Below are 19,228 nucleotides of genomic sequence, written 5' to 3'. Positions count from 1 at the left end.
GCGCGCTGGTCCTTGCCCGCAACGGCCTGCGCCATCAGGCGCTGACATCCGGCGCCGGCAGCAGTTGCACGGCATTGATCTGCCAGCCGCTGTCGGTTTCGATCATCTGATAATCGAGCAAATGGCTGCGCCCCGCAGCATCCGTGACCAGCACCCGCTGCCACAGATTGCCCGCCACCTCGCGCAGTTCCAGCAGGCGGATCTCGCCGGGGTTGCGCACCATCGGATAACCCTGTTCGACCATGCGACCAAAGTTTTCAGCCGTGCCGAAAATGCCCTTGATATTGGGCGAGGCAAAGGCAAACGCGCCCGGCACATCGCCGGTCCGGAAGGCCTGCATCTGGCCTTCGATGGTGGCGGCGATGCCGGGGTCTTGCGCCGCCAGCGGCGTGGCAAGCGGGATAAGGCTCAGGAACAGAACGGGCAGCATACGCATGTCATATCTCCGTCATGGAACCGTTATATTCAGGGTGTAGCCCGGCGCTTGATCCCGGCAAGCCCCCCACCCCCGGAGCCACCATGTCCTATCGTTTTGATCTGCGTGACGCCTCGTTGACCGAGGCCCTGCACCGTATCGCAGCCGCAGATGTCGCCCGCATCCGCCGCCATCTTGCGGACCCGGCCCTTGAAGCCGACGCCGTGCATGACCTGCGCAAAAGCGTCAAAAAACTGCGCGCCCTGCTGCGCCTTGTGCGGCATGGGATGCCCGATGTGCAACCCGCCGAAAACGTGATCCTGCGCGACGCGGCGCGGCTGTTGTCGGGGCGGCGCGATGCCGCCGTGCGGCTGGCAACCTATGACCGGCTGATCGGTGCCGATCCGGCCCCTGCCCTGCTGGCGCTGCGCGCGCATCTTGTGGCCGAAGCCGCGATGCCCGCCGCCGCCCCGCCTGATCTGCACAGCCTTTTCGATGCCCTAGCCCAGCGGATCGAGGGCTGGAGGCTGGCCGGATCTGACCGCCGCATCCTGGCCGAAGGGCTGGCCGATACCCGCGCCCGCGCCCGTAGCGCCATGCGCGATGCCCGCGAAAACCCGCAGGACGAGGTGCTGCACGACTGGCGCAAACGCGCCAAGGACCACTGGTATCAGGCGCGTCTGTTCACCCCGGTCTGGCCCGAGGTCATGCGCCCCATCGTCGCCGAAGCCGACCGGCTGGGCGAAGCCCTGGGCGACCACCATGATCTGGGGGTGCTGTCCAGCCATATCAGCGCCTTGCCGGAGGACGTCGCCCGCAGCGAGGCCCGCGACATGATCACCGCCCGCGCCCGCGACGCGCAGATGGCCATCGAGGCCACCGCCTTTCCGCTGGGCGCCCGGCTGTTCGCGGGTGATCCCGAGGAAATGGCCGACCTCTGGCTGAAATGGTGGAAGGTCTGGCGCGCGCAGGTCGCCTGAACCGGCCTGCCCCGCGCCATAGCGCCTGACCCTCCCCTGCATTGAGCGCCTTCCCGCGCAGTGCCGGATTGCCTTGGAACGAAGCCCATCGGGCGGCGTTTATCCGGCAAGCACGGAGGAATGCGCTCATGGCAAAGAAGACACACGAACCCTCGGATGACTTGCCGCAGGGATCAGGCGGCGAAACGCAGCAACGGGGCGGTCCGGCCCTGACCACCAATCACGGCGTTCCGGTGTCCGACAATCAGAACTCGCTCAAGGCCGGGGCGCGCGGGCCGACCCTGCTGGAAGATTTCGTGCTGCGCGAAAAGATCTTCCATTTCGACCATGAACGTATCCCGGAGCGGATCGTCCACGCCCGCGGCACCGGCGCGCATGGCTATTTCGAATGCACCGAAGCCATCCCCGAGCTGACCCGCGCCGCGCTGTTCCAGACCAAGGGCGAAAAGGTGCCGGTGTTCGTGCGGTTTTCCACCGTTGCAGGCTCCAAGGGCTCCAAGGATACCCCGCGCGACGTGCGCGGCTTTGCCGTGAAATTCTACACGACCGAGGGCAACTGGGATCTGGTCGGCAACAACATCCCGGTGTTTTTCATTCAGGATGCGATGAAGTTCCCCGATCTTGTGCATGCGGTGAAACCCGAGGCGGATCGCGGCTTTCCGCAGGCCGCCTCGGCGCATGATACCTTCTGGGATTTCATCTCGTTGATGCCCGAAAGCATGCACATGATCATGTGGGCCATGTCAGACCGCACCCTGCCCCGGTCACTGCGCATGATGGAGGGTTTTGGCGTCCATACCTTCCGTCTCGTGAATGCCGAGGGGGTGGCAAAGATGGTGAAGTTCCACTGGAAGCCGAAGCTGGGCATCCAGTCGACGACATGGGACGAGGCGGTCAAGATCTCGGGGGCGGATCCTGACTATCACCGCCGCGACCTCTATGAGGCGATCATGGCCGGGAACTTCCCGGAATGGGAGCTGGGTCTTCAGGTGTTCGACGAAGACTGGGCCGATGCACAGCCCTATGACGTGCTGGATGCGACAAAGCTGATCCCCGAGGAGGATGTGCCCGTGCGCATCGTCGGGCGGATGGTGCTTGACCGATATCCCGACAATTTCTTTGCGGAAACCGAACAGGTGGCCTTTCTGCCGTCAAACGTGGTGCCGGGGATCGACTTTTCCAATGATCCGCTGCTGCAAGGCCGGTTGTTCTCGTATCTCGATACCCAGAAATCGCGGCTGGGCAGCACGAATTTTCACCAGATTCCCATCAATGCCCCCAAATGCCCGATGCACAATTTTCAGCGCGATGGCCTGATGCAGGTCATGGTGCCGAAAGGTCGCGCCAATTACGAACCCAACAGTCTGGATGCGGCGGGCGAGGATGCCGGGCCGCGTGCCGTGGATCAGGGCTTTGCCTCGGTGGCCCGCTTTGCCAAACCCGCCACCGAAAAGCGCCGCGTGCGGGCCGAGAGCTTTGCCGATCACTTCAGCCAGGCGCGCCAGTTCTTTGCCTCGCAGACCGAGGTAGAGCAGACGCATATGGTTGCGGCGCTGGTGTTCGAACTGTCAAAGGTGCAGCTGCCGCATGTGCGTCTCCGTGTGCTGGCACAGTTGCAGAATGTGGACCCCGATCTCGCACAGCGGGTGGCCGATGGTCTGGGGGCAGAGCTGCCACCCGCCCTTGCGCCTGCAAAACCGCCCGTCGACCTGCCGCCATCCGACGCGCTGTCGATCCTGAAGCACACACCGCCGGTCACCGGGCGCTGCCTTGGCGTGCTGGTCACCGACGGCGCGGATGGCGCGATGATCGAGGCGCTGCGCACCGACGCCGAGGCTGCGGCGGCCACGGTCAAGATCATCGCCGCCAAGGTGGGCGGCGTGACATTGAAAGGCGGCAAACGCCTGCCCGCCGACGAAAAGATCGACGGCGCACCCTCCGTTCTGTTCGATGCCATCGCGCTGGTCGTCTCGGAGGATGGGGTGCAGCCGCTGCTGGGCGAAAAGGCGGCGCTGGATTTCATCTCTGACGCCTATGCCCATTGCAAGGCCATCGGCCACACCGCCGCAGCGAGGCCCCTGCTCGACAAGGTCGGCGCAGCACCGGACGGGTTTTTCTGCGATCTCACCGCCGGGACAAAACCACTGATCACCAAACTCGCCACCCGCCATTGGGCGCGGGAACAGAAGGTCAAGCTGCCGGTCTGACGCAGCGTGAAACAGCCACCTCTCAAAAGGACGATGACCATGAAAACACTTGCAGAAGTCTTTGAACACACGCTCCGTGATGTCTACTGGGCCGAAAATGCCCTGACCAAAGCCCTGCCGAAAGTCTCGAAGGCGGTCGGCAATGCCGATCTGAAAGCCGCGTTCGATGCGCATCTGAAAGAAACCAAAGGCCATATCAAGACTTTGGATCAGGTGTTCAAAAGCATCGGCAAAGAGGCGTCGGGCGAAAAATGCGATGCGATGGAGGGCCTGCTGAAAGAGGCGGATGGCCTGATGGCCGAGGCCGAGGGGCAGGCACTTGACGTGGCGATGATCGGGGCGGCGCAGGCCATCGAACATTACGAAATCGCCCGCTACGGCACCCTGCGGGAATGGGCAAAGCAATTGGGCCATGACGAGGCGCATGGATTGCTGGCCGCGATTCTGGATGAAGAAAAGGCCGCCAACTCCAAACTGACCAGTCTCGCGGTGGATACCGTGAACCCCAGCGGCAAGCGCAAATCCTGACACAGCGCTTTGCTGATCCGCAGCTTGCAGCGGATCCGGTCGGCCGCCAGTTTTGGCGGCCGACGGTTATTCCGCACGGCCCGGAACCTCCTGCGGTCAGGCTGGCACCACACCCGGCCCAAACGCCTGTCGGAAACCGATCTGGCCTGAGGGCGTGATCGCCAAGGCCCGTGTGCCCGCCTGCCGCCGCACCCAGCCCCGGTTCAGCGCATGGGCGCAGATTGCGGCCCCCAGCACCCCGGCCAGATGCGGGCGGCGTTCGCTCCAGTCCAGACAGGGGCGGCAGACCGGACGCACAACACGCAGATCCGCCTCCGGTGCAAGAATGCCCAGCGCCTGCATCTGCACCCGTCCGCCTTCGGTCAGCACCGCCGCATCCCCCGCGATCTCGACCGCGCCACTGCTGCGCAGGGCATTGGCGATGCTGACGCCCAGTTGCCCGGCCAGATGATCGTAACAGGTGCGCGCCTGACGCAGCGCCGCATCCTTGGGCCCAACCCGACGCAGCGGTCGGCTCAGGGCAACGCCGCCCGCAATCTGCATCACGCTTTCAATCATCCGCGCCACATCGGCACTGGCAAGGCGGTGATAGCGGTGACGCCCCTGCTTTTCTGCCGCGATCAATCCCACCGCTGCCAAACGCGCAAGATGCGCGCTCGCGGTTTGCGGCGTGATGGCCGCCGCCTCGGCCAGTTCGGTGGCCGTCAGCGCACGGCCATCCATCAGGGCCGCCAGCATGGCCGCCCGGGCAGGCTCGCCCACGGCGGCGGCAACTTCGGCAATCCTGTTCGGCGTGGCCATCGCAATCCCTCCGGTTTGGCACAGCCTACAACAGGACCAGCGGGAATACTTCGGCCTTTGACGAAGCATTGCAAGGCGCGGGGCGGCCATAAGCGGCAGGCAAAAACAGGAGAGTTCCATGCCGCCTCTGCCCCCCAATACCGCCCGCACCTTCTTCGGCTGGCATGTCGTTGCCGCAACCTTTGTGCTGGCCACATTCGGCTGGGGTGTCGGTTTTTACGGCCCGCCGGTGTTTCTTTATGCCGTCGTCGCGCGCAGCAGTTGGCCGGTTGCGCTGGTCTCGATGGCTGTGACCGTGCATTTTCTGGTGGGGGCTGTGGTCGTGGCCAATCTGCCGCGTCTGTATCGGCATCTCGGGGTGGCACAAGTCACCGTGCTCGGGGCGGCGCTGTTGGCCTTGGGCGTGCTGGGCTGGGCCATCGCCGCCGAACCGTGGCAGTTGTTCGGCGCAGCTTTCGCCAGTGGTGCCGGATGGGTTGCCATGGGGGCCGCTGCCGTGAACGCGCTGATCGCGCCATGGTTCACCTTGCGCCGCCCGGCAGCCCTTGGGCTGGCCTATAACGGCGCGAGTCTGGGCGGGGTGATTTTTTCACCCTTGTGGATTGCCCTGATCGCCGGGATCGGCTTTGCCGCTGCCGCATTGGCCGTGGGCAGCGTGATGCTGATGGTGGTCGCGCTGCTGTCACTGCTGGTGTTCCGGCACAGCCCTGAAAGTCTGGGCCAGACCCCAGACGGGCTGGCGGCGCAGCCCTGCTCCATCAAGGCTCCCCCTGCCTCCCGCACGTCCCTGTTCCGGAACCGCAAATTCCTGACATTGGCGGCAGGCATGATGCTTGGCCTTTTCGCGCAGATCGGGCTGCTGGCGCATCTGTTTTCGCTGCTGGTGCCTGTCCTTGGCGAGGCAGGGGCAGGCATGGCGATGGGCGGGGCGACGCTCGCCGCAATCCTCGGGCGTTCGTTCGTCGGAGCAGTGATGCAGGTGTCCGCCGACCGCCGCCTTGTTGCCTGCCTCAGCTATGCCGTGCAGGTGATCGGCTCTCTGCTGTTCATGATGGCGGCGGGTGAAGCCGGGGCAAGTCTCATCCTGGGAATCGCCTTGTTCGGCCTTGGCATCGGCAATGCCACCTCGCTGCCGCCGCTGATCGCCCAGCAGGAGTTCGCACCGGCCGAGACTGCGCGCGTGGTGCCACTGATCGTCGCCATCGGTCAGGCCGGTTATGCGTTTGCCCCCGCCACATTCGGCCTGCTGCGCAGCGAAAACATCGCCGATGTCACTGGCACGGCCCTGTTCCTCTGCGCCGCAGCGATCCAGACAGCGGCCATCCTGTGTTTTCTGGCAGGCCGTGGCAAAACCTGAAGCGCCGTCACGGGGTCGTAACAGGCATGGCTCAGGTCAGGCTTGGCTGGCTGATGGCCTCGCGCGGTTGCCAAACAGGCCCTTGTCACACCGGCTGGACCTGTTTCCTTGGAGCTGGACGCGCCGCGAGGCCGAAACGCTTTCCTCAGCTGGTTTCATCTCTGGCGATCCTGCGTGCCAAAGGTCATCGCAATCTCGACCTCACCCGGCCATCATGTCAGGGCGGCACGGATGCGGGCGACGCCTTCCTCGATCAGCGGTGCCGCGATGGAGGAATAAGCCAGACGATAGAAGCCAGCCCCGTCCTGCTCCCGCGCGAAGAAGGGCGTGCCGGGTTCGATCAGAACCCCTTGCGCACGCAGCGCCTGTGCGAGGATGCGGCTATCCTTCCCGGCTTCCAATGACATCCAGAAGCTCGATCCGCCCGCCCCGCCATTGGCCCGGATGAGCCCGTTCTCTGTGATAGCCTGTGCCATCACCGCCCTGCGTTCGGCATAGATCCGGCGCATCCGGTTCATCTGCGCGTCGTAGTGACCCAGCGACAGGAAATGGGCCAGCGTGCGCTGCAACATCCCCGGCGGATGCCGCATGACAAGGCCACGCAATGCCCGCGCCTCGGCGATGAAGGCAGGGTCGGCGACCATGTAACCCATCCGCAGGCCCGGAAATACCGATTTGGAGAAGGAGCCGACATAGATCACCGCGCCCGCCACATCCATGGCCTTCAGCGCGGGCGAAGGCGCACCAGCAAAGCACATCTCGAATTCGTAATCGTCCTCGATCACGGCAAAGCCCTGACGGCTGGCGCAATCGAGAAGGGCACGGCGGCGATCAAGCGGCATTGTGGAACTGGTCGGGCATTGATGGCTCGCGGTGGTGAAGATGGCCGCAACACCCGCGGGGATTGCCTCGGGCGGAAGGCCATGCGCATCGACCGGCAAGGCGACAACCTCGGCCCGGGTCTGCGCCAGGATCTCGCGCAGACCGGGATAACAGGGGTCTTCCACTGCGCAGCGCCCCCCCCGGCCCAGCAGCACTTCGGCGGCCATCCACAGCCCGTTTTGGGCGCCGAGCGTCAGCAGGATTTCTGCAGGCCGCGCCCGAATACCGCGCCGGGGCAGGATGTGGCGGGCAATATAGTCGATCAGCTCCGGGTCATCCTCGTTATACAGATCGGCGGTCAGCGAGGCGAATTCGCGCCGCCCCAGCGCGCGCACGGCGCAATCACGCCAGGCGGCATGATCCACCAATTCCGGATCCACCTGACCATAGACAAAGGGAAAGCGATACTGACGCCAGTCGGTCACGCGGTCGGTGCGGGCGGAACGGGCAAAGCGCCCGTCGATCTTGCGCTGCCAGTCAAAGTGCTGCACGCCGGGTGCTACGGCAGGCGGGTCGATCCGCCGCTCGATCCGGTCCGAGATGCGATGGCCGGACCGTGGCAGACTGTCGAGGTAATCGGTGGCCGCAAGCTCGGCATAGGCCTGAACCACCGTGACACGCGCCACGCCAAGATGCGCGGCCATACGGCGGCTGGACGGCAGCGCATCACCGGGGCGCAACCGTCCTTCGGTGACCCCCGTGATGATCTGGCGCTGAAGCTGCACCTGAAGCGGCACCGATGACGTGCGGTCGATGAAAAAGGATTCGACAGGGATCGGCATTGCAACTCCAGCGCACGGATCGGGCCATGAAGTCCGACCCGCGCGACAGGATCAAGCCCTCAACCGCAGATGCGGGTCAGGGCCACGTCGATGGCACCCGTGATCGTGTCGATCTCCTCGGCGGTCACGATCAGCGCGGGCGACAGGCAGAGCGTGTTGTTCAAGCCGGGGATCGACCGGTTGGTGGCACCGATGATCACGCCTTGTGCCAGACATTCGGCCACCACGGCCTGAACCTGCTTTTCCGGCAGCGGTTCGCGTGTGGTGCGATCCGCCACCAGTTCAACCCCCAGGAACAGGCCCTTGCCGCGCACGTCACCGATGACGGCATGCCGGTCCATCAGTGCCCGCAGATTGGCCAGGCAGCGCTCGCCCATCAGGCGGGTGTTTTCCAGCAGCCCCTCCTCTTCGATGATGCGCATGTTTTCCAGCGCGGCGGTCGGTCCGGCGGTGCAGCCGCCAAAGGTGGAGATGTCGCGGAAATAACCGAGCGGATCGCTCGCATCATCCTTGAACAGGTTGAACACCCGTTCCGTGGTGACAGTGCAGCTGATCGCGGCATAGCCCGAGGCAACCCCCTTGGCCATGGTCACGAAATCCGGCTCGATCCCGTAATGCTGATAGCCGAACCAGGTGCCGGTGCGGCCCAGCCCGCAGACCACCTCGTCGATATGCAGCAGGATGTCATATTGGCGGCAGATCTCCTGCACGCGCGGCCAATAGCCTTCGGGCGGCACGATGACACCGCCCCCGGCGGTGATGGGTTCCAGAACAAGCGCGCCGATGGTGTCGGGGCCTTCGCGCAGGATCACCTCTTCGATGGCATCCGCCGCGCGGCGGCCATAATCGGCCACATCCCATTGCGCGCGATATTCAAGGCAATGCGGCACGATCACGAACCCTTCCGGGAAGGGCCCGTATTGTTCGGCGCGCTGGAACTGGCCGCTGGTGGCCAGCGTGGCAATGGTGGTGCCGTGATAGTCGCGTTCGCGGAACAGGATCTTCGATTTCTTGCCGCCATGGTGCCGGTGCGAAATCTGGCGCACCATCTTGTAGACCTTCTCGTTCGCTTCCGACCCCGAGTTGGAATAATAGACGCGGGTAAGCCCCGGCATCTTTTCGATCAGCTTTTCGGCAAACAGCGCGCCCGGCACGGTGCCTGCGGCCCCCGCATAGTAATTCAGCTTCACCAGCTGATCGCGCACCGCATTGGCGATGCTTTCGCGACCATAGCCCACGTTCACCGTCCAGACACCGCCCGAAACCGCGTCGATATACTCGCGCCCCTTCGCATCCCACAGGCGCAGGCCCTTGCCTTCAACGAAGATGCGGGGATCGACGGTTTCATATTGCTTGTGCTGGCTCAGGTGATGCCAGACATGGGCACGGTCGGCCTCGGTCACATGAGAGAGGTCGTTTACGGAGTGGTCAAGTGACATGGCGGCGGCTCCAGCATGGGTGATGCCTCTTCCTGCACCCATCCTGTGCAGGTGGGTAGGGCCAGAATCCTGCGCCTGCTAGGACCAGATCCAGCCCCGCCTGCGCCGTTGTCCGTCATGGGCACGCGCGCATCCGGTCATCGACACAATGCCGAAAGCTGCGCCTGGTCAATCGCGTGACGGGTCTTACCCTTGGACTTGACGGTCGCTACGTCGTCGCCCGCCACGATTGCATTGATCACGGCTTCATCCACAGCTTCCACCGCCGCAAGATACAGCGGATCAAGGTGTTCAGGGTTCATCTGCGTGACTGTCTCCAATGGCCCCCGGCGCTGCGGCATGTCACCCGCATCCGCCGTGGAGAAAGCCATGAAAATGTCGCCCGAGTTGTTCCCACCCGGTGTCCCGGCCCGGCCAATCCCGATCGCCGCGCGCTTGGCCAGCGCGCGCAGAGACAGCGGCGCGTCGGTCGCAAGGATCACGATGATCGAGCCGGTTTCCTTTTCGATCAGCCGTCCCTCCGGCATCATCTGCCCCACCGGCTTGCCGCAGATGGTCAGCCAGGGGCGCAGGCCATGGTTTGCTTGCACAAGAGCGGCCACGGTCCAATCCTGACCAATTGTGACCCGGCGCGAGGAGGTGCCGGTTCCGCTTGTTCTCGTAGCCGCCTCTCGCATCGCAGTTGCAACGGCGGCGCAGCTCCGTTGACGGAATCAGTTGGCGCTGACCGCCTTTGTGAACAGGATCCATTCACTTGCATCAACGGCCCAGTCACCTTTCACGACCGGGCGGCGGGCGATCTGCCGAAACCCCTTCGCCGAATAAAGGCGAAGCGCATCCTGATGCGTGTCTGCGGCAATCAGGCTGATGCTGTGATGACCCGAGGCGGCGGCAATCGCGTCAGCCTGTGCCAGCAAGGCGCTGCCCAATCCCTTGCCGCGAAAGGCCGCATAGGTGGCCAGAACATTCAGATACCACGACCCGGGTGCCAGCGCCTCCAGCTCCAGCAGCGGCACGAAGATCGGCGGTGTGTCGGGGTCAATCGGGCCGGGCGTCACTTCGGCGGCATACCCGAGCAGGCAAGCCCCCACCGCGCCATCAACCTCGGCCAGCCAGGCATTGCGGTACGAGAAGTTGCCCGTCCCGCGCGCCGCACGCTCCTGCCCAAGCGCCCAGGGGTCGCCCTCCGGGCCAACCGTCTTGCGCCAGAAATGCAGCGGCAGATCGTCCGCCGCCATGTTGATGAAGCGCGCCAGATGTGCTGCATCCGATGCCCGTGCCTCGCGGATGTTCATGCCCGTGTCCCGTTCTGCTTTCTTTACCGCGACAGTCTTTGACGATTTGCCGCCCGCTCGCCAGCCCCCTTCGGCAAGCGCCCCCGCCGCGCGTCCGGCTTGCGCCCCGTGCAGGGGCCGCTTACCAAGAGCGGTGACCACAAGGCGCATCACGAGGACAGATATGAGCGACACGCTTTTCCGCTTCCCCGCACCGGGCCCGGAGCCCATCACCACCGATCTGGCGGGCTGGACCAAGATCGAGGGCAACCCGACCATGCGCTATTGGGTGCAGCACAGCGCGCTGGATGGCAGCATGATCTCGGGCACCTGGGAGGCGACCACCGGCACTTGGCACGCAACCTACCAGTTCTACGAATTCGTGCATCTGATCGAGGGCCGCATCACCATCACCCCCGACGGCGGCCCCCCTGTCACCCTGAAACCGGGCGACGCCTTCGTGGTCGAGCCGACGTTCAAGGGCACCTGGACCATCGAGGAGCCGGTGCGCAAGCATTTCGCCATCAAGCTGAAATAAGCCACGCCGCGGATCAGGTGGGCCAGCTCAGCCGGACAGCAGATGACCCGGGTGACCGTGTTGTGAGTTGCGCTGCCGAAGAAAGAGCTGGCCCACCTGATACCGGGTTATCCGTTCGTGGACCTGTATCACCCCAAGCAGCGTGCAGATGGGTCGTCAGTTGCCGCCCAAGCTGTGCGCATTCTGCAGATCGCGTGGTGCAGCTTTTTTTGTGCGGCTACATGAGCCCATCGCGCAAGGGTTTGATGTGGTCAATTGTATATCAAAATGTGGCGCAAATTTCAGGTCTGTGCAAAACGTCAGCAAGCCAATTGACCTTATTAAATCGCGTCAGTGATTTATGGGACATTTTATGGCGGAGCCGAAGGGATTCGAACCCTCGAGACGTTGCCGTCTGCACCCTTAGCAGGGGTGTGCCTTCGACCACTCGGCCACAGCTCCGCTGGTGGACTTACAGATCAAACTTCACAGGTGCAAGGTGCTTCCTGCGCCGATCCCAAATAAATCTGCGGGCATTTAGGGGCGGTCATTGCGGCCCTGCGCCGGCGGCATGGGCGGCATAGAGGGCCTCGGCGGATTGCCGGACAACCGTGGCCACCTGATGCAGCTGGCTGGCGAGCGGGCTGGTCTTGCGCCAGATCATGCCGATGGTACGTGCGGGTTGCGGTTCCTTGAACCGTGCCACCGACACCCGCGCCGAGCGCGTCTCGACCGGGACCGCCATTTCCGGGATCAGCGTGACCCCGATCCCTGCCCCGACCATCTGCACCAGCGTGGTCAGGGAACTACCATCCAGCAATTCGCGCGACCGGGTGGAGGGAATGTCGCAAAAGGACAAGGCCTGATCGCGGAAGCAATGCCCCTCCTCCAGCAGCAGCAGCCGCATCTCGCGCAGATTCTCGCGGCTGGGAACGGGTTTACCAGTCTCGGTTGCGGCGCGGACCAGCACGAAGTTTTCGGTGAACAGCGCCATTTCGGTCAGCGAATGTTCGGAAACGGGCAGTGCGACGATGGCGGTATCCAGCCGCCCCTCCATCAGCTCCTGCAACAGCTTGGGCGTGACGGTTTCGCGCAGGTTCAGATCCAGACCCGGATAGAGCTGCGACAGTTGGCGGATGATCGTCGGCAAGAGATAGGGGGCCACGGTGGGAATCACCCCGATACGCAACCGCCCGGCCAGCCGGTCGCGCGCGCTGCGTGCCAGATCCTCCAACTCGTCGACCGAGCGCAGGATGCCGCGCACCCGAAGCGCAAACACCTCGCCAAAGCCGGTCAACCGGATCTGCCGCGCGCTCCGTTCGAACAGCGGTGTGCCAAGCGCCGCCTCCAACTCCTTGATCTGCATCGACAGGGCGGGTTGCGTGATGGCACAGGCATCCGCCGCCCGGCCAAAATGGCCATGCCGGGCCAGCGCCTCGAAATAGCGCATCTGTTTGAATGTCAGGTTTATCATAACCGTGCCTTATGACGACAATCAGAAATTCCAAATTAAACTAATCGACCGGGTCTGGTAAGAGGGGTCGTGATTATCCTTCGACAGCGGCACCCCAAGGTTTCGGGCCACAGCCGCGCGAGGCCACGAAACCGTGCAAGACACGGAAAACTGACGATACGCAGCCTGATGGGAGAGAATAATGGACGGAAACGATACCAACGGTGGCGGCAAATGCCCCGTCGCACATGGTGTGAACCGCAATGCAACATTCAAGGGGCGGTCGAATCGTGACTGGTGGCCGAACCAGCTCAACCTGAAGATCCTGCACCAGAACTCTGCCCTGTCCGATCCGATGGGCGCCGAGTTTGACTATGCCGAGGCATTCAAGGCGCTGGACCTTGCGGCCGTGAAGGCCGATCTGACCGCGCTGATGACCGACAGCCAGGACTGGTGGCCGGCCGACTGGGGCCATTACGGGCCGTTCTTCATCCGTATGGCCTGGCACAGCGCAGGCACCTATCGCACCGCCGACGGGCGGGGCGGCGCACGCTCGGGCACGCAGCGCTTTGCACCGCTGAACAGCTGGCCGGACAACGTCAACCTTGACAAGGCCCGCCGCCTGCTCTGGCCGATCAAGCAGAAATATGGCAACAGCATTTCCTGGGCCGACCTGATGATCCTCGCGGGCAACGTCGCGCTGGAATCCATGGGTTTCAAGACCTTCGGCTTTGCCGGTGGCCGCGCCGATGTGTGGGAACCGGAAGAAGACATCTACTGGGGCGCCGAAAACACCTGGCTTGACGACAAGCGTTATGCCGGGGACCGCCAGCTGGAAAACCCGCTCGCCGCCGTGCAGATGGGCCTGATCTACGTCAATCCCGAAGGGCCGAACGGCACGCCGGATCCGCTGGCCTCGGCCCGCGACATCCGCGAAACCTTTGCCCGCATGGCGATGAATGACGAAGAAACCGTCGCCCTGATCGCGGGCGGCCATACCTTTGGCAAAACCCATGGTGCTGGCGATGCGGCCCATGTGGGGGTGGACCCCGAGGCCGCCCCGATCGAGGCGCAGGGCCTGGGCTGGGCCAGCAGCTATGGCAGCGGCAAGGGCGGCGATGCCATCGGTTCGGGGCTTGAGGTGGTCTGGACCTCGACGCCGACCAAATGGTCGAACAACTTCTTCTGGAACCTGTTCGGCTATGACTGGGAACTGACGAAAAGCCCGGCGGGGGCGCATCAATGGCAGCCCAAGCACGGGGCCGGGGCCGGATCGGTGCCGGATGCGCATGATCCGACCAAACGGATCGCGCCCTCCATGCTCACCTCGGATCTCGCCCTGCGCTTTGACCCGATCTACGAACCGATTGCGCGCCGCTTCTACGAGAACCCCGATCTCTTTGCCGATGCCTTTGCCCGCGCCTGGTTCAAGCTGACCCACCGCGACATGGGGCCGAAGGCGCTGTATCTCGGCCCAGAGGTTCCGGCAGAAGATCTGATCTGGCAGGATCCGGTGCCTGCGGTCGATCACGCGCTGATCGACGCGGCGGATATTGCCGATCTGAAGGCGCGGATTCTGGCGTCAGGTCTGACGGTGCCGGAACTGGTGTCGACGGCCTGGGCCTCGGCCTCGACCTTCCGTGGGTCCGATCTGCGCGGTGGCGCGAACGGGGCGCGTATCCGTCTGGCGCCGCAGAAGGACTGGGATGTGAACCAGCCCGAACAGTTGCAGCGCGTGCTGGGGGTGCTGGAAGGCATTCAGGCCGCATTCAACGCTGCCGCTTCGGGTGGCAAACGTGTCTCGCTGGCCGATCTGATCGTGCTCGGCGGTTCGGCGGCGGTGGAAGCGGCAGCGCGGGCTGCGGGCCGCGCCATCGACGTGCCCTTCACCCCGGGCCGCACGGATGCGACGCAAGAGCAGACCGATGTGGAAAGCTTCGAGGTGATGGAGCCGCTGGCGGATGGTTTCCGCAACTATCAGCAAAAGGCCTTCACCGCCTCGGCAGAAGAGCTGCTGATCGACCGGGCGCAACTTCTGACGCTGACCGCGCCGGAAATGACCGTGCTGATCGGCGGGCTGCGTGTGCTGAACGCCAACCATGGCGGCACCAAACACGGCGTGCTGACCACCCGCCCCGAGGCGCTGACGAATGATTTCTTCGTCAACCTGCTCGATATGGGCACGGTCTGGAGCGCGGTCTCTGCGACGCAGGATCTGTTCGAAGGCCGTGACCGCACCACAGGTGCCGTGAAGTGGACAGGCAGCCGTGTGGATCTGGTGTTCGGCTCCAACTCGCAGCTGCGGGCGATTGCCGAAGTCTATGCGCAAAACGATGCTCAGGAAAAATTCCTGCGCGATTTCGTGGCTGCCTGGACCAAGGTGATGAACGCCGACCGCTTCGATCTGGCCTGATCCCGGCCTTGGCGCGGCCCGATGGGTCGCGCCGGGGTGGCCTTCGGGCTGGATGCGCACCGCATAAAAAAGCGCGCGCCTGCAAGGGCGCGCGTTTTCGATTTCGTGGTAGGGCAGATCAGGCCAGCGACGGGTCGATGGCTTTGCAGGCGGCAACAAGGCCCTTCACCGCATCAACCGACTTGTCGAACATCACCTGTTCGTCTTCGTTCAGCTTGATATCGACGATGCGTTCGATGCCACCGGCACCGATGATGGTCGGCACGCCGACATACATGCCGTTCAGGCCCAGCGCGCCATCCACATAAGCGGCGCAGGGCAGCAGGCGCTTCTGGTCTTTCAGATAGGCTTCGGCCATTTCGATGGCTGAGGTGGCGGGCGCATAGAAGGCTGAGCCGGTTTTCAGCAGGCCAACGATTTCCGCACCGCCATCACGGGTGCGCTGCACGATACCGTCCAGACGCTCTTGCGTGGTCCAGCCCATTTCCACCAGATCCGGCAGCGGCACGCCGCCCACGGTGGAATAACGGGTCAGCGGCACCATCGTGTCGCCATGGCCGCCCAGAACGAAGGCGGTCACGTCACGCATGGAGACGTTGAATTCCACCGACAGGAAGTGACGGAAGCGCGCCGAATCCAGCACGCCGGCCATGCCGACGACCTTTTCATGCGGCAGGCCCGAAAATTCGCGCAGCGCCCAGACCATCGCGTCAAGCGGGTTGGTGATGCAGATCACGAAGGCGTTCGGCGCATGGGCCTTGATGCCCTCGCCCACCGATTTCATCACCTTGAGGTTGATGCCAAGCAGGTCATCGCGGCTCATGCCGGGCTTGCGCGGCACGCCTGCGGTCACGATGCAGACATCGGCGCCCGCGATATCCTCATAGCTGTTGGCGCCCTTCATCACGGCATCGAACCCTTCCGAGGGGCCGGATTGCGCAATGTCCAGCGCCTTGCCTTGGGGGGTGCCTTCCGCAATATCGAACAGGATGATATCGCCGAGTTCCTTGATGGCGGCGAGATGGGCGAGCGTGCCGCCGATCTGGCCTGCGCCAATCAGTGCAATCTTGGGTCGTGCCATGATTCCGTCTCCGGCTGGGATTGTATACGGTGGTATGCTTAGGGGCCTGACGAGATTCCCGCAAGCCGCCGCGTTGCGGCATGACAGGCAGGATTGTTTCGCGCAAGTTGTTTGCGCTAAAGGTGGCGCGTTTTGGCCAACAGGAGCCGTGGCGCGTGGATGACGTGATGTTTTGGGCCATCGCCGGACTGGCCGCTGTGCTGGTGGGCATGGGCAAGGGCGGCGTGCCGGTGGTGGCGATGCTGTCGGTGCCGCTGATGTCACAGGTGATGTCGCCCGTCATGGCGGCGGGGCTGCTGCTGCCGATCTATGTCGTGTCGGACATCTTCGGCCTCTGGGCCTATCGTCATGCCTTCGACAGACGCGTGCTGGCGATCCTTGTGCCCGGCACCACGCTGGGCGTCGGGCTGGGCTGGGCCACGGCGCATCTGGTGCCCGAAGCGATCGTCACCGGGATCATCGGCGCGGTGGGGGCGGTGTTCGCCGCCAATCTGCTGCTCCGGCGCGGAGCCGAGCCTGAGGCACAGCCGGCACGGGTCGCGCCGGGGCTGTTCTGGGGCACGGCGACCGGCTTTACCAGCTTTGTCAGCCATGCAGGCGCCCCGCCCTATCAGGTCTACACCATGCCACTGCGCCTGTCGAAAGAGGTGTTCGCGGGCACGTCCACCATTCTGTTCGCCTATGTGAATGCGATCAAGCTGGTGCCCTATTGGGCGCTGGGCCAGATGAGCCTTGGCAATCTGCGGCTGACGCTGCTGTTGATGATCCCGGCCAGCCTTGCCGTTTTCGCCGGGGTGCGGCTGGTGCGGGTGCTGCCGGAAAAGCTGTTCTTCCAGCTGGTGACCTGGGCACTGCTGCTGCTGTCAGTCAAACTGATCTGGAGTGCGGCTGCCGCCCTGATCGGTTAGGCCGGATCGCCCTTGGTGGGCAGAGGCGCGGCTATGCCCTCATAAGCCCGCCCGGTGGCCACAAGGCAGGTGATGCCATCCGTCCCGGTGAAGGCCATGGTCCAGCTGCCGGTATCGGATGCAAACAGCTCCATCACCATGCGGTTGTCGGCAAGGCCCAGCGCCTGCCGACGTTCGCCATAGTGATCGGCCAATGTGGCCAGCAGCGCATCGCGCGGCGCGCAGGTGGCGGCATGGCCCGCATGCGTGGCGAGGATCACGCCTGCAAAACCAAGCGACAGCGCAAAGAGGGTTCTGGTCATCGGCGGGCCTTTCCATGACTGCGGATCATGGGCGAAGGCTGCGCCGGAACGGCTGAGAAACGGTTAACGCTTCGTCCGATCCGGCGACCTTGCGGCATTTTCTGCGACCATGGTCCAAAATTTCTGCGCTGCGGCAAAATCACCCTTGCCGAATATGCCGCGAATGTGGTCATTGGCGAAAGAATCTTGCTTTGGGAGAGACTCGATGACCCGCCCCTATCGTTCCGTTCTGTATATTCCCGGCTCCAAAGAGCGCGCGCTGGAAAAGGCGATGGGGCTGGCGGCCGATGCGATCATCTTTGATCTGGAGGATGCGGTCGCCCCCGAAGAAAAGCCCGCCGCCCGCAAATTGCTGGCGCAGGTGCTGACCGATTGGGATTTCGGCGCGCGGGTGCGCATCGTGCGGATCAACGGCTTTGACACCGAATGGGGCCGCGCCGATGCCGATGCGCTGGACGAGGCCATTGCGCGCGGCGCCAGAATCGATGCTGTGCTGATCCCCAAGGTGAACAGCCCCGCCGATCTGGATGCGGTGGCCGAGGCTGTGCCCGGTGCCGATCTCTGGGCCATGATGGAAACGGCGCAGGGCATGCTCAACGCCGCCACGATTGCCGCCCATCCCCGGCTGAAAGGCATGGTCATGGGCACCAACGATCTGGCGAAAGAGCTGAACGCGCGCTTCCGCGCCGACCGCTTGCCGATGCAGGCCGGTCTGGGCCTGTGCCTGCTGGCGGCGCGGGCCTATGGCCTGGTGATCGTCGATGGCGTCTATAACGCCTTCAAGGACGAGGCCGGGTTGCAGGCAGAATGTGCGCAGGGCCGCGACATGGGCTTTGACGGCAAGACCCTGATCCATCCGGCGCAGCTTGATATCGCCAATGCCGCCTTTGCCCCCAGCGAGGCCGAGATTGATCTGGCCCGCCGCCAGATTGCCGCCTTCACCGACATCATGTCGCAGGGCGGCGGGGTGGCCGTGGTGGATGGCAAAATCGTGGAAAACCTGCATATCGTGACGGCGAAAGCCACGCTGGCCAAAGCAGAGGCGATTGCGGCGCTGGCCGGATAATGGCTATGTGAAAGAAATTCACATATTCGGAGCCTCAGCGATGATCTTTCTCAGCCTCGGCCTTTTCCTCTGGGTTGCCGCCCATCTGTTCAAACGCCTTGCGCCCGACGCGCGCGCGGCCCTTGGCGACCGGGGCAAGGGGCTGGTGACGGCCCTGTTGGTGCTGGCGGTGGGGCTGATGGCCCTCGGCTATCGCGGGGCAGAATTCGTGCCGGTCTATAGCCCGCTGCCCGGCATGGGCCATCTGAACAATACGCTGATGCTGATCTCGCTGTTCCTGTTCGGGGTGGGCGGCACCAAGGGCACGCTTTACCCTAGGATCCGCCACCCGATGCTCTGGGGCACGGTGATCTGGTCGCTCGCCCATCTGGCGGTGAATGGCGACCGCGCCTCGCTGCTGCTGTTTGGCGGCATCGGCCTCTGGGCGGTGGTGGAAATGCTGATCCTGAACCGCACGTCATGGGTGCGGCCTGTCGGCGGGCGCGGCCTCAAGGGCGATGCGATGAACCTTGTCGGCACCCTGCTGCTGTTCGGCGCGATTGCGATGGTTCACCTGTGGCTGGGCCATCCGGTGTTTGAAGGGACGTATTTCTGATGCAGCTCTATCGCTTTCTGTCCGACGACGACACATCGGCCTTCTGTCACAAGGTGACGGCGGCCCTCAACAAGGGCTGGGCGCTGCATGGCAGCCCCACCTATGCCTTTGATGCCGCGCGCGGCGTCATGCGCTGCGGGCAGGCCGTGGTGAAGGAAGTCCCCGGCGATTACACGCCCGACACCAAGCTGGGCGAACACTGATAGACGCGCGCGGCGGAGGGCCCCC

19 protein-coding genes and 1 tRNA gene are annotated in these 19,228 nt (G+C 64.1%); 10 read left to right on the top strand and 10 right to left on the bottom strand.

The annotated features are described in order from the left end of the window. Positions 1–34: 34 nt before the first annotated feature. The gene (locus tag KM031_RS14065; RefSeq protein ID WP_215506850.1) at positions 35–436 is read right to left on the bottom strand and encodes a DUF4864 domain-containing protein; all 402 of its coding nucleotides are present in this window, start codon (positions 434–436) and stop codon (positions 35–37) included. A gap of 83 nt (positions 437–519) precedes the next feature. Here KM031_RS14065 and KM031_RS14060 point away from each other — a divergent pair, with 83 nt between their 5' ends. The 3 genes from KM031_RS14060 to KM031_RS14050 all read left to right on the top strand — a co-directional run bounded on the left by KM031_RS14060 (position 520) and on the right by KM031_RS14050 (position 4,130). Then, on the top strand, positions 520–1,395 hold the full coding sequence (locus KM031_RS14060; RefSeq protein ID WP_215506851.1) for a CHAD domain-containing protein: 876 nt from the start codon (positions 520–522) through the stop codon (positions 1,393–1,395). Between the two features lie 128 nt (positions 1,396–1,523). Further along, positions 1,524–3,602 (top strand): catalase, encoded by a 2,079-nt coding sequence (locus KM031_RS14055; RefSeq protein WP_215506853.1) that lies wholly within the window; start codon positions 1,524–1,526, stop codon positions 3,600–3,602. A 39-nt stretch (positions 3,603–3,641) separates the two neighbouring features. After that, positions 3,642–4,130 carry a YciE/YciF ferroxidase family protein gene (locus tag KM031_RS14050; protein ID WP_215506855.1) on the top strand — a complete coding sequence of 163 codons (489 nt, stop codon included), beginning with the start codon at positions 3,642–3,644 and terminating at the stop codon, positions 4,128–4,130. A gap of 96 nt (positions 4,131–4,226) precedes the next feature. On the opposite strand, the gene KM031_RS14045 is transcribed toward KM031_RS14050, so the two are convergent. Then, on the bottom strand, positions 4,227–4,931 hold the full coding sequence (locus tag KM031_RS14045; protein WP_215506857.1) for an ArsR/SmtB family transcription factor: 705 nt from the start codon (positions 4,929–4,931) through the stop codon (positions 4,227–4,229). A gap of 118 nt (positions 4,932–5,049) precedes the next feature. On the opposite strand from KM031_RS14045, the gene KM031_RS14040 reads away from it, so the two are divergent. Continuing rightward, positions 5,050–6,288 (top strand): MFS transporter, encoded by a 1,239-nt coding sequence (locus tag KM031_RS14040; protein ID WP_215506859.1) that lies wholly within the window; start codon positions 5,050–5,052, stop codon positions 6,286–6,288. A gap of 212 nt (positions 6,289–6,500) precedes the next feature. Here KM031_RS14040 and pdxR read toward each other — a convergent pair whose 3' ends face one another. The 4 genes from pdxR to KM031_RS14020 form a co-directional block, all read right to left on the bottom strand. Further along, positions 6,501–7,952, bottom strand: a complete 1,452-nt coding sequence (gene pdxR, locus KM031_RS14035; protein ID WP_215506861.1) for a MocR-like pyridoxine biosynthesis transcription factor PdxR — start codon at positions 7,950–7,952, stop codon at positions 6,501–6,503. Positions 7,953–8,011: 59 nt separating this feature from the next. Next, complete coding sequence (gene tpa, locus KM031_RS14030) at positions 8,012–9,391, bottom strand: hypotaurine--pyruvate aminotransferase Tpa (protein WP_215506863.1); 1,380 nt, start codon at positions 9,389–9,391, stop codon at positions 8,012–8,014. Positions 9,392–9,528: 137 nt separating this feature from the next. Next, a complete protein-coding gene (locus KM031_RS14025) occupies positions 9,529–10,068 on the bottom strand; it encodes a P1 family peptidase (protein ID WP_215506864.1) in 540 nt (179 codons plus the stop codon). Positions 10,069–10,104: 36 nt separating this feature from the next. Further along, a complete protein-coding gene (locus KM031_RS14020) occupies positions 10,105–10,686 on the bottom strand; it encodes a GNAT family N-acetyltransferase (protein WP_215506866.1) in 582 nt (193 codons plus the stop codon). Positions 10,687–10,849: 163 nt separating this feature from the next. On the opposite strand from KM031_RS14020, the gene KM031_RS14015 reads away from it, so the two are divergent. Then, positions 10,850–11,203, top strand: coding sequence for a cupin domain-containing protein (locus KM031_RS14015; protein ID WP_215506868.1), 354 nt, complete (start codon positions 10,850–10,852; stop codon positions 11,201–11,203). Between the two features lie 353 nt (positions 11,204–11,556). On the opposite strand, the gene KM031_RS14010 is transcribed toward KM031_RS14015, so the two are convergent. Together KM031_RS14010 and KM031_RS14005 are read right to left on the bottom strand one after the other, a co-directional pair. Further along, a tRNA-Ser gene (locus KM031_RS14010) sits at positions 11,557–11,644 on the bottom strand. Between the two features lie 85 nt (positions 11,645–11,729). Further along, on the bottom strand, positions 11,730–12,656 hold the full coding sequence (locus KM031_RS14005; protein ID WP_215506870.1) for a hydrogen peroxide-inducible genes activator: 927 nt from the start codon (positions 12,654–12,656) through the stop codon (positions 11,730–11,732). A 181-nt stretch (positions 12,657–12,837) separates the two neighbouring features. On the opposite strand from KM031_RS14005, the gene katG reads away from it, so the two are divergent. After that, on the top strand, positions 12,838–15,048 hold the full coding sequence (katG, locus tag KM031_RS14000; protein WP_215506872.1) for a catalase/peroxidase HPI: 2,211 nt from the start codon (positions 12,838–12,840) through the stop codon (positions 15,046–15,048). Between the two features lie 118 nt (positions 15,049–15,166). On the opposite strand, the gene mdh is transcribed toward katG, so the two are convergent. After that, positions 15,167–16,129 (bottom strand): malate dehydrogenase, encoded by a 963-nt coding sequence (gene mdh / locus KM031_RS13995; protein WP_215506874.1) that lies wholly within the window; start codon positions 16,127–16,129, stop codon positions 15,167–15,169. Positions 16,130–16,284: 155 nt separating this feature from the next. On the opposite strand from mdh, the gene KM031_RS13990 reads away from it, so the two are divergent. Beyond that, a complete protein-coding gene (locus KM031_RS13990; RefSeq protein WP_215506876.1) occupies positions 16,285–17,037 on the top strand; it encodes a sulfite exporter TauE/SafE family protein in 753 nt (250 codons plus the stop codon). Here KM031_RS13990 and KM031_RS13985 read toward each other — a convergent pair. Continuing rightward, positions 17,034–17,339 carry a hypothetical protein gene (locus tag KM031_RS13985; protein WP_215506878.1) on the bottom strand — a complete coding sequence of 102 codons (306 nt, stop codon included), beginning with the start codon at positions 17,337–17,339 and terminating at the stop codon, positions 17,034–17,036. The two genes, KM031_RS13990 and KM031_RS13985, sit on opposite strands and share 4 nt — an antisense overlap. Before the next feature lie 205 nt (positions 17,340–17,544). Here KM031_RS13985 and KM031_RS13980 point away from each other — a divergent pair, with 205 nt between their 5' ends. The 3 genes from KM031_RS13980 to KM031_RS13970 are packed head-to-tail and all read left to right on the top strand — an operon-like array spanning position 17,545 to position 19,203. Continuing rightward, positions 17,545–18,405 carry an HpcH/HpaI aldolase/citrate lyase family protein gene (locus tag KM031_RS13980; RefSeq protein ID WP_215506880.1) on the top strand — a complete coding sequence of 287 codons (861 nt, stop codon included), beginning with the start codon at positions 17,545–17,547 and terminating at the stop codon, positions 18,403–18,405. Between the two features lie 40 nt (positions 18,406–18,445). Continuing rightward, positions 18,446–19,000, top strand: a complete 555-nt coding sequence (locus KM031_RS13975) for an NnrU family protein (RefSeq protein WP_215506882.1) — start codon at positions 18,446–18,448, stop codon at positions 18,998–19,000. Further along, positions 19,000–19,203 carry a DUF1737 domain-containing protein gene (locus KM031_RS13970; protein WP_215506883.1) on the top strand — a complete coding sequence of 68 codons (204 nt, stop codon included), beginning with the start codon at positions 19,000–19,002 and terminating at the stop codon, positions 19,201–19,203. The genes KM031_RS13975 and KM031_RS13970 overlap by 1 nt, the downstream gene beginning before the upstream one ends. The last annotated feature ends 25 nt before the right edge of the window (positions 19,204–19,228 follow it).

The organism is Gemmobacter fulvus (assembly GCF_018798885.1).
Lineage (GTDB): Bacteria > Pseudomonadota > Alphaproteobacteria > Rhodobacterales > Rhodobacteraceae > Gemmobacter > Gemmobacter fulvus.
The sequence above is the reverse complement of the archived record's forward strand: the minus strand, read 5'-3'. Positions and strand labels throughout refer to the sequence as shown.

Excerpts from the sequence above, each read along its gene's own strand:
- KM031_RS14065 (WP_215506850.1), bottom strand. The coding sequence starts at position 436 with ATGCGTATGCTGCCCGTTCTGTTCCTGAGCCTTATCCCGCTTGCCACG.
- KM031_RS14060 (WP_215506851.1), top strand. The coding sequence starts at position 520 with ATGTCCTATCGTTTTGATCTGCGTGACGCCTCGTTGACCGAGGCCCTG.
- KM031_RS14055 (WP_215506853.1), top strand. The coding sequence starts at position 1,524 with ATGGCAAAGAAGACACACGAACCCTCGGATGACTTGCCGCAGGGATCA.
- KM031_RS14050 (WP_215506855.1), top strand. The coding sequence starts at position 3,642 with ATGAAAACACTTGCAGAAGTCTTTGAACACACGCTCCGTGATGTCTAC.
- KM031_RS14045 (WP_215506857.1), bottom strand. The coding sequence starts at position 4,931 with ATGGCCACGCCGAACAGGATTGCCGAAGTTGCCGCCGCCGTGGGCGAG.
- KM031_RS14040 (WP_215506859.1), top strand. The coding sequence starts at position 5,050 with ATGCCGCCTCTGCCCCCCAATACCGCCCGCACCTTCTTCGGCTGGCAT.
- pdxR (WP_215506861.1), bottom strand. The coding sequence starts at position 7,952 with ATGCCGATCCCTGTCGAATCCTTTTTCATCGACCGCACGTCATCGGTG.
- tpa (WP_215506863.1), bottom strand. The coding sequence starts at position 9,391 with ATGTCACTTGACCACTCCGTAAACGACCTCTCTCATGTGACCGAGGCC.
- KM031_RS14025 (WP_215506864.1), bottom strand. The coding sequence starts at position 10,068 with ATGCGAGAGGCGGCTACGAGAACAAGCGGAACCGGCACCTCCTCGCGC.
- KM031_RS14020 (WP_215506866.1), bottom strand. The coding sequence starts at position 10,686 with ATGAACATCCGCGAGGCACGGGCATCGGATGCAGCACATCTGGCGCGC.
- KM031_RS14015 (WP_215506868.1), top strand. The coding sequence starts at position 10,850 with ATGAGCGACACGCTTTTCCGCTTCCCCGCACCGGGCCCGGAGCCCATC.
- KM031_RS14005 (WP_215506870.1), bottom strand. The coding sequence starts at position 12,656 with ATGATAAACCTGACATTCAAACAGATGCGCTATTTCGAGGCGCTGGCC.
- katG (WP_215506872.1), top strand. The coding sequence starts at position 12,838 with ATGGACGGAAACGATACCAACGGTGGCGGCAAATGCCCCGTCGCACAT.
- mdh (WP_215506874.1), bottom strand. The coding sequence starts at position 16,129 with ATGGCACGACCCAAGATTGCACTGATTGGCGCAGGCCAGATCGGCGGC.
- KM031_RS13985 (WP_215506878.1), bottom strand. The coding sequence starts at position 17,339 with ATGACCAGAACCCTCTTTGCGCTGTCGCTTGGTTTTGCAGGCGTGATC.
- KM031_RS13980 (WP_215506880.1), top strand. The coding sequence starts at position 17,545 with ATGACCCGCCCCTATCGTTCCGTTCTGTATATTCCCGGCTCCAAAGAG.
- KM031_RS13975 (WP_215506882.1), top strand. The coding sequence starts at position 18,446 with ATGATCTTTCTCAGCCTCGGCCTTTTCCTCTGGGTTGCCGCCCATCTG.
- KM031_RS13970 (WP_215506883.1), top strand. The coding sequence starts at position 19,000 with ATGCAGCTCTATCGCTTTCTGTCCGACGACGACACATCGGCCTTCTGT.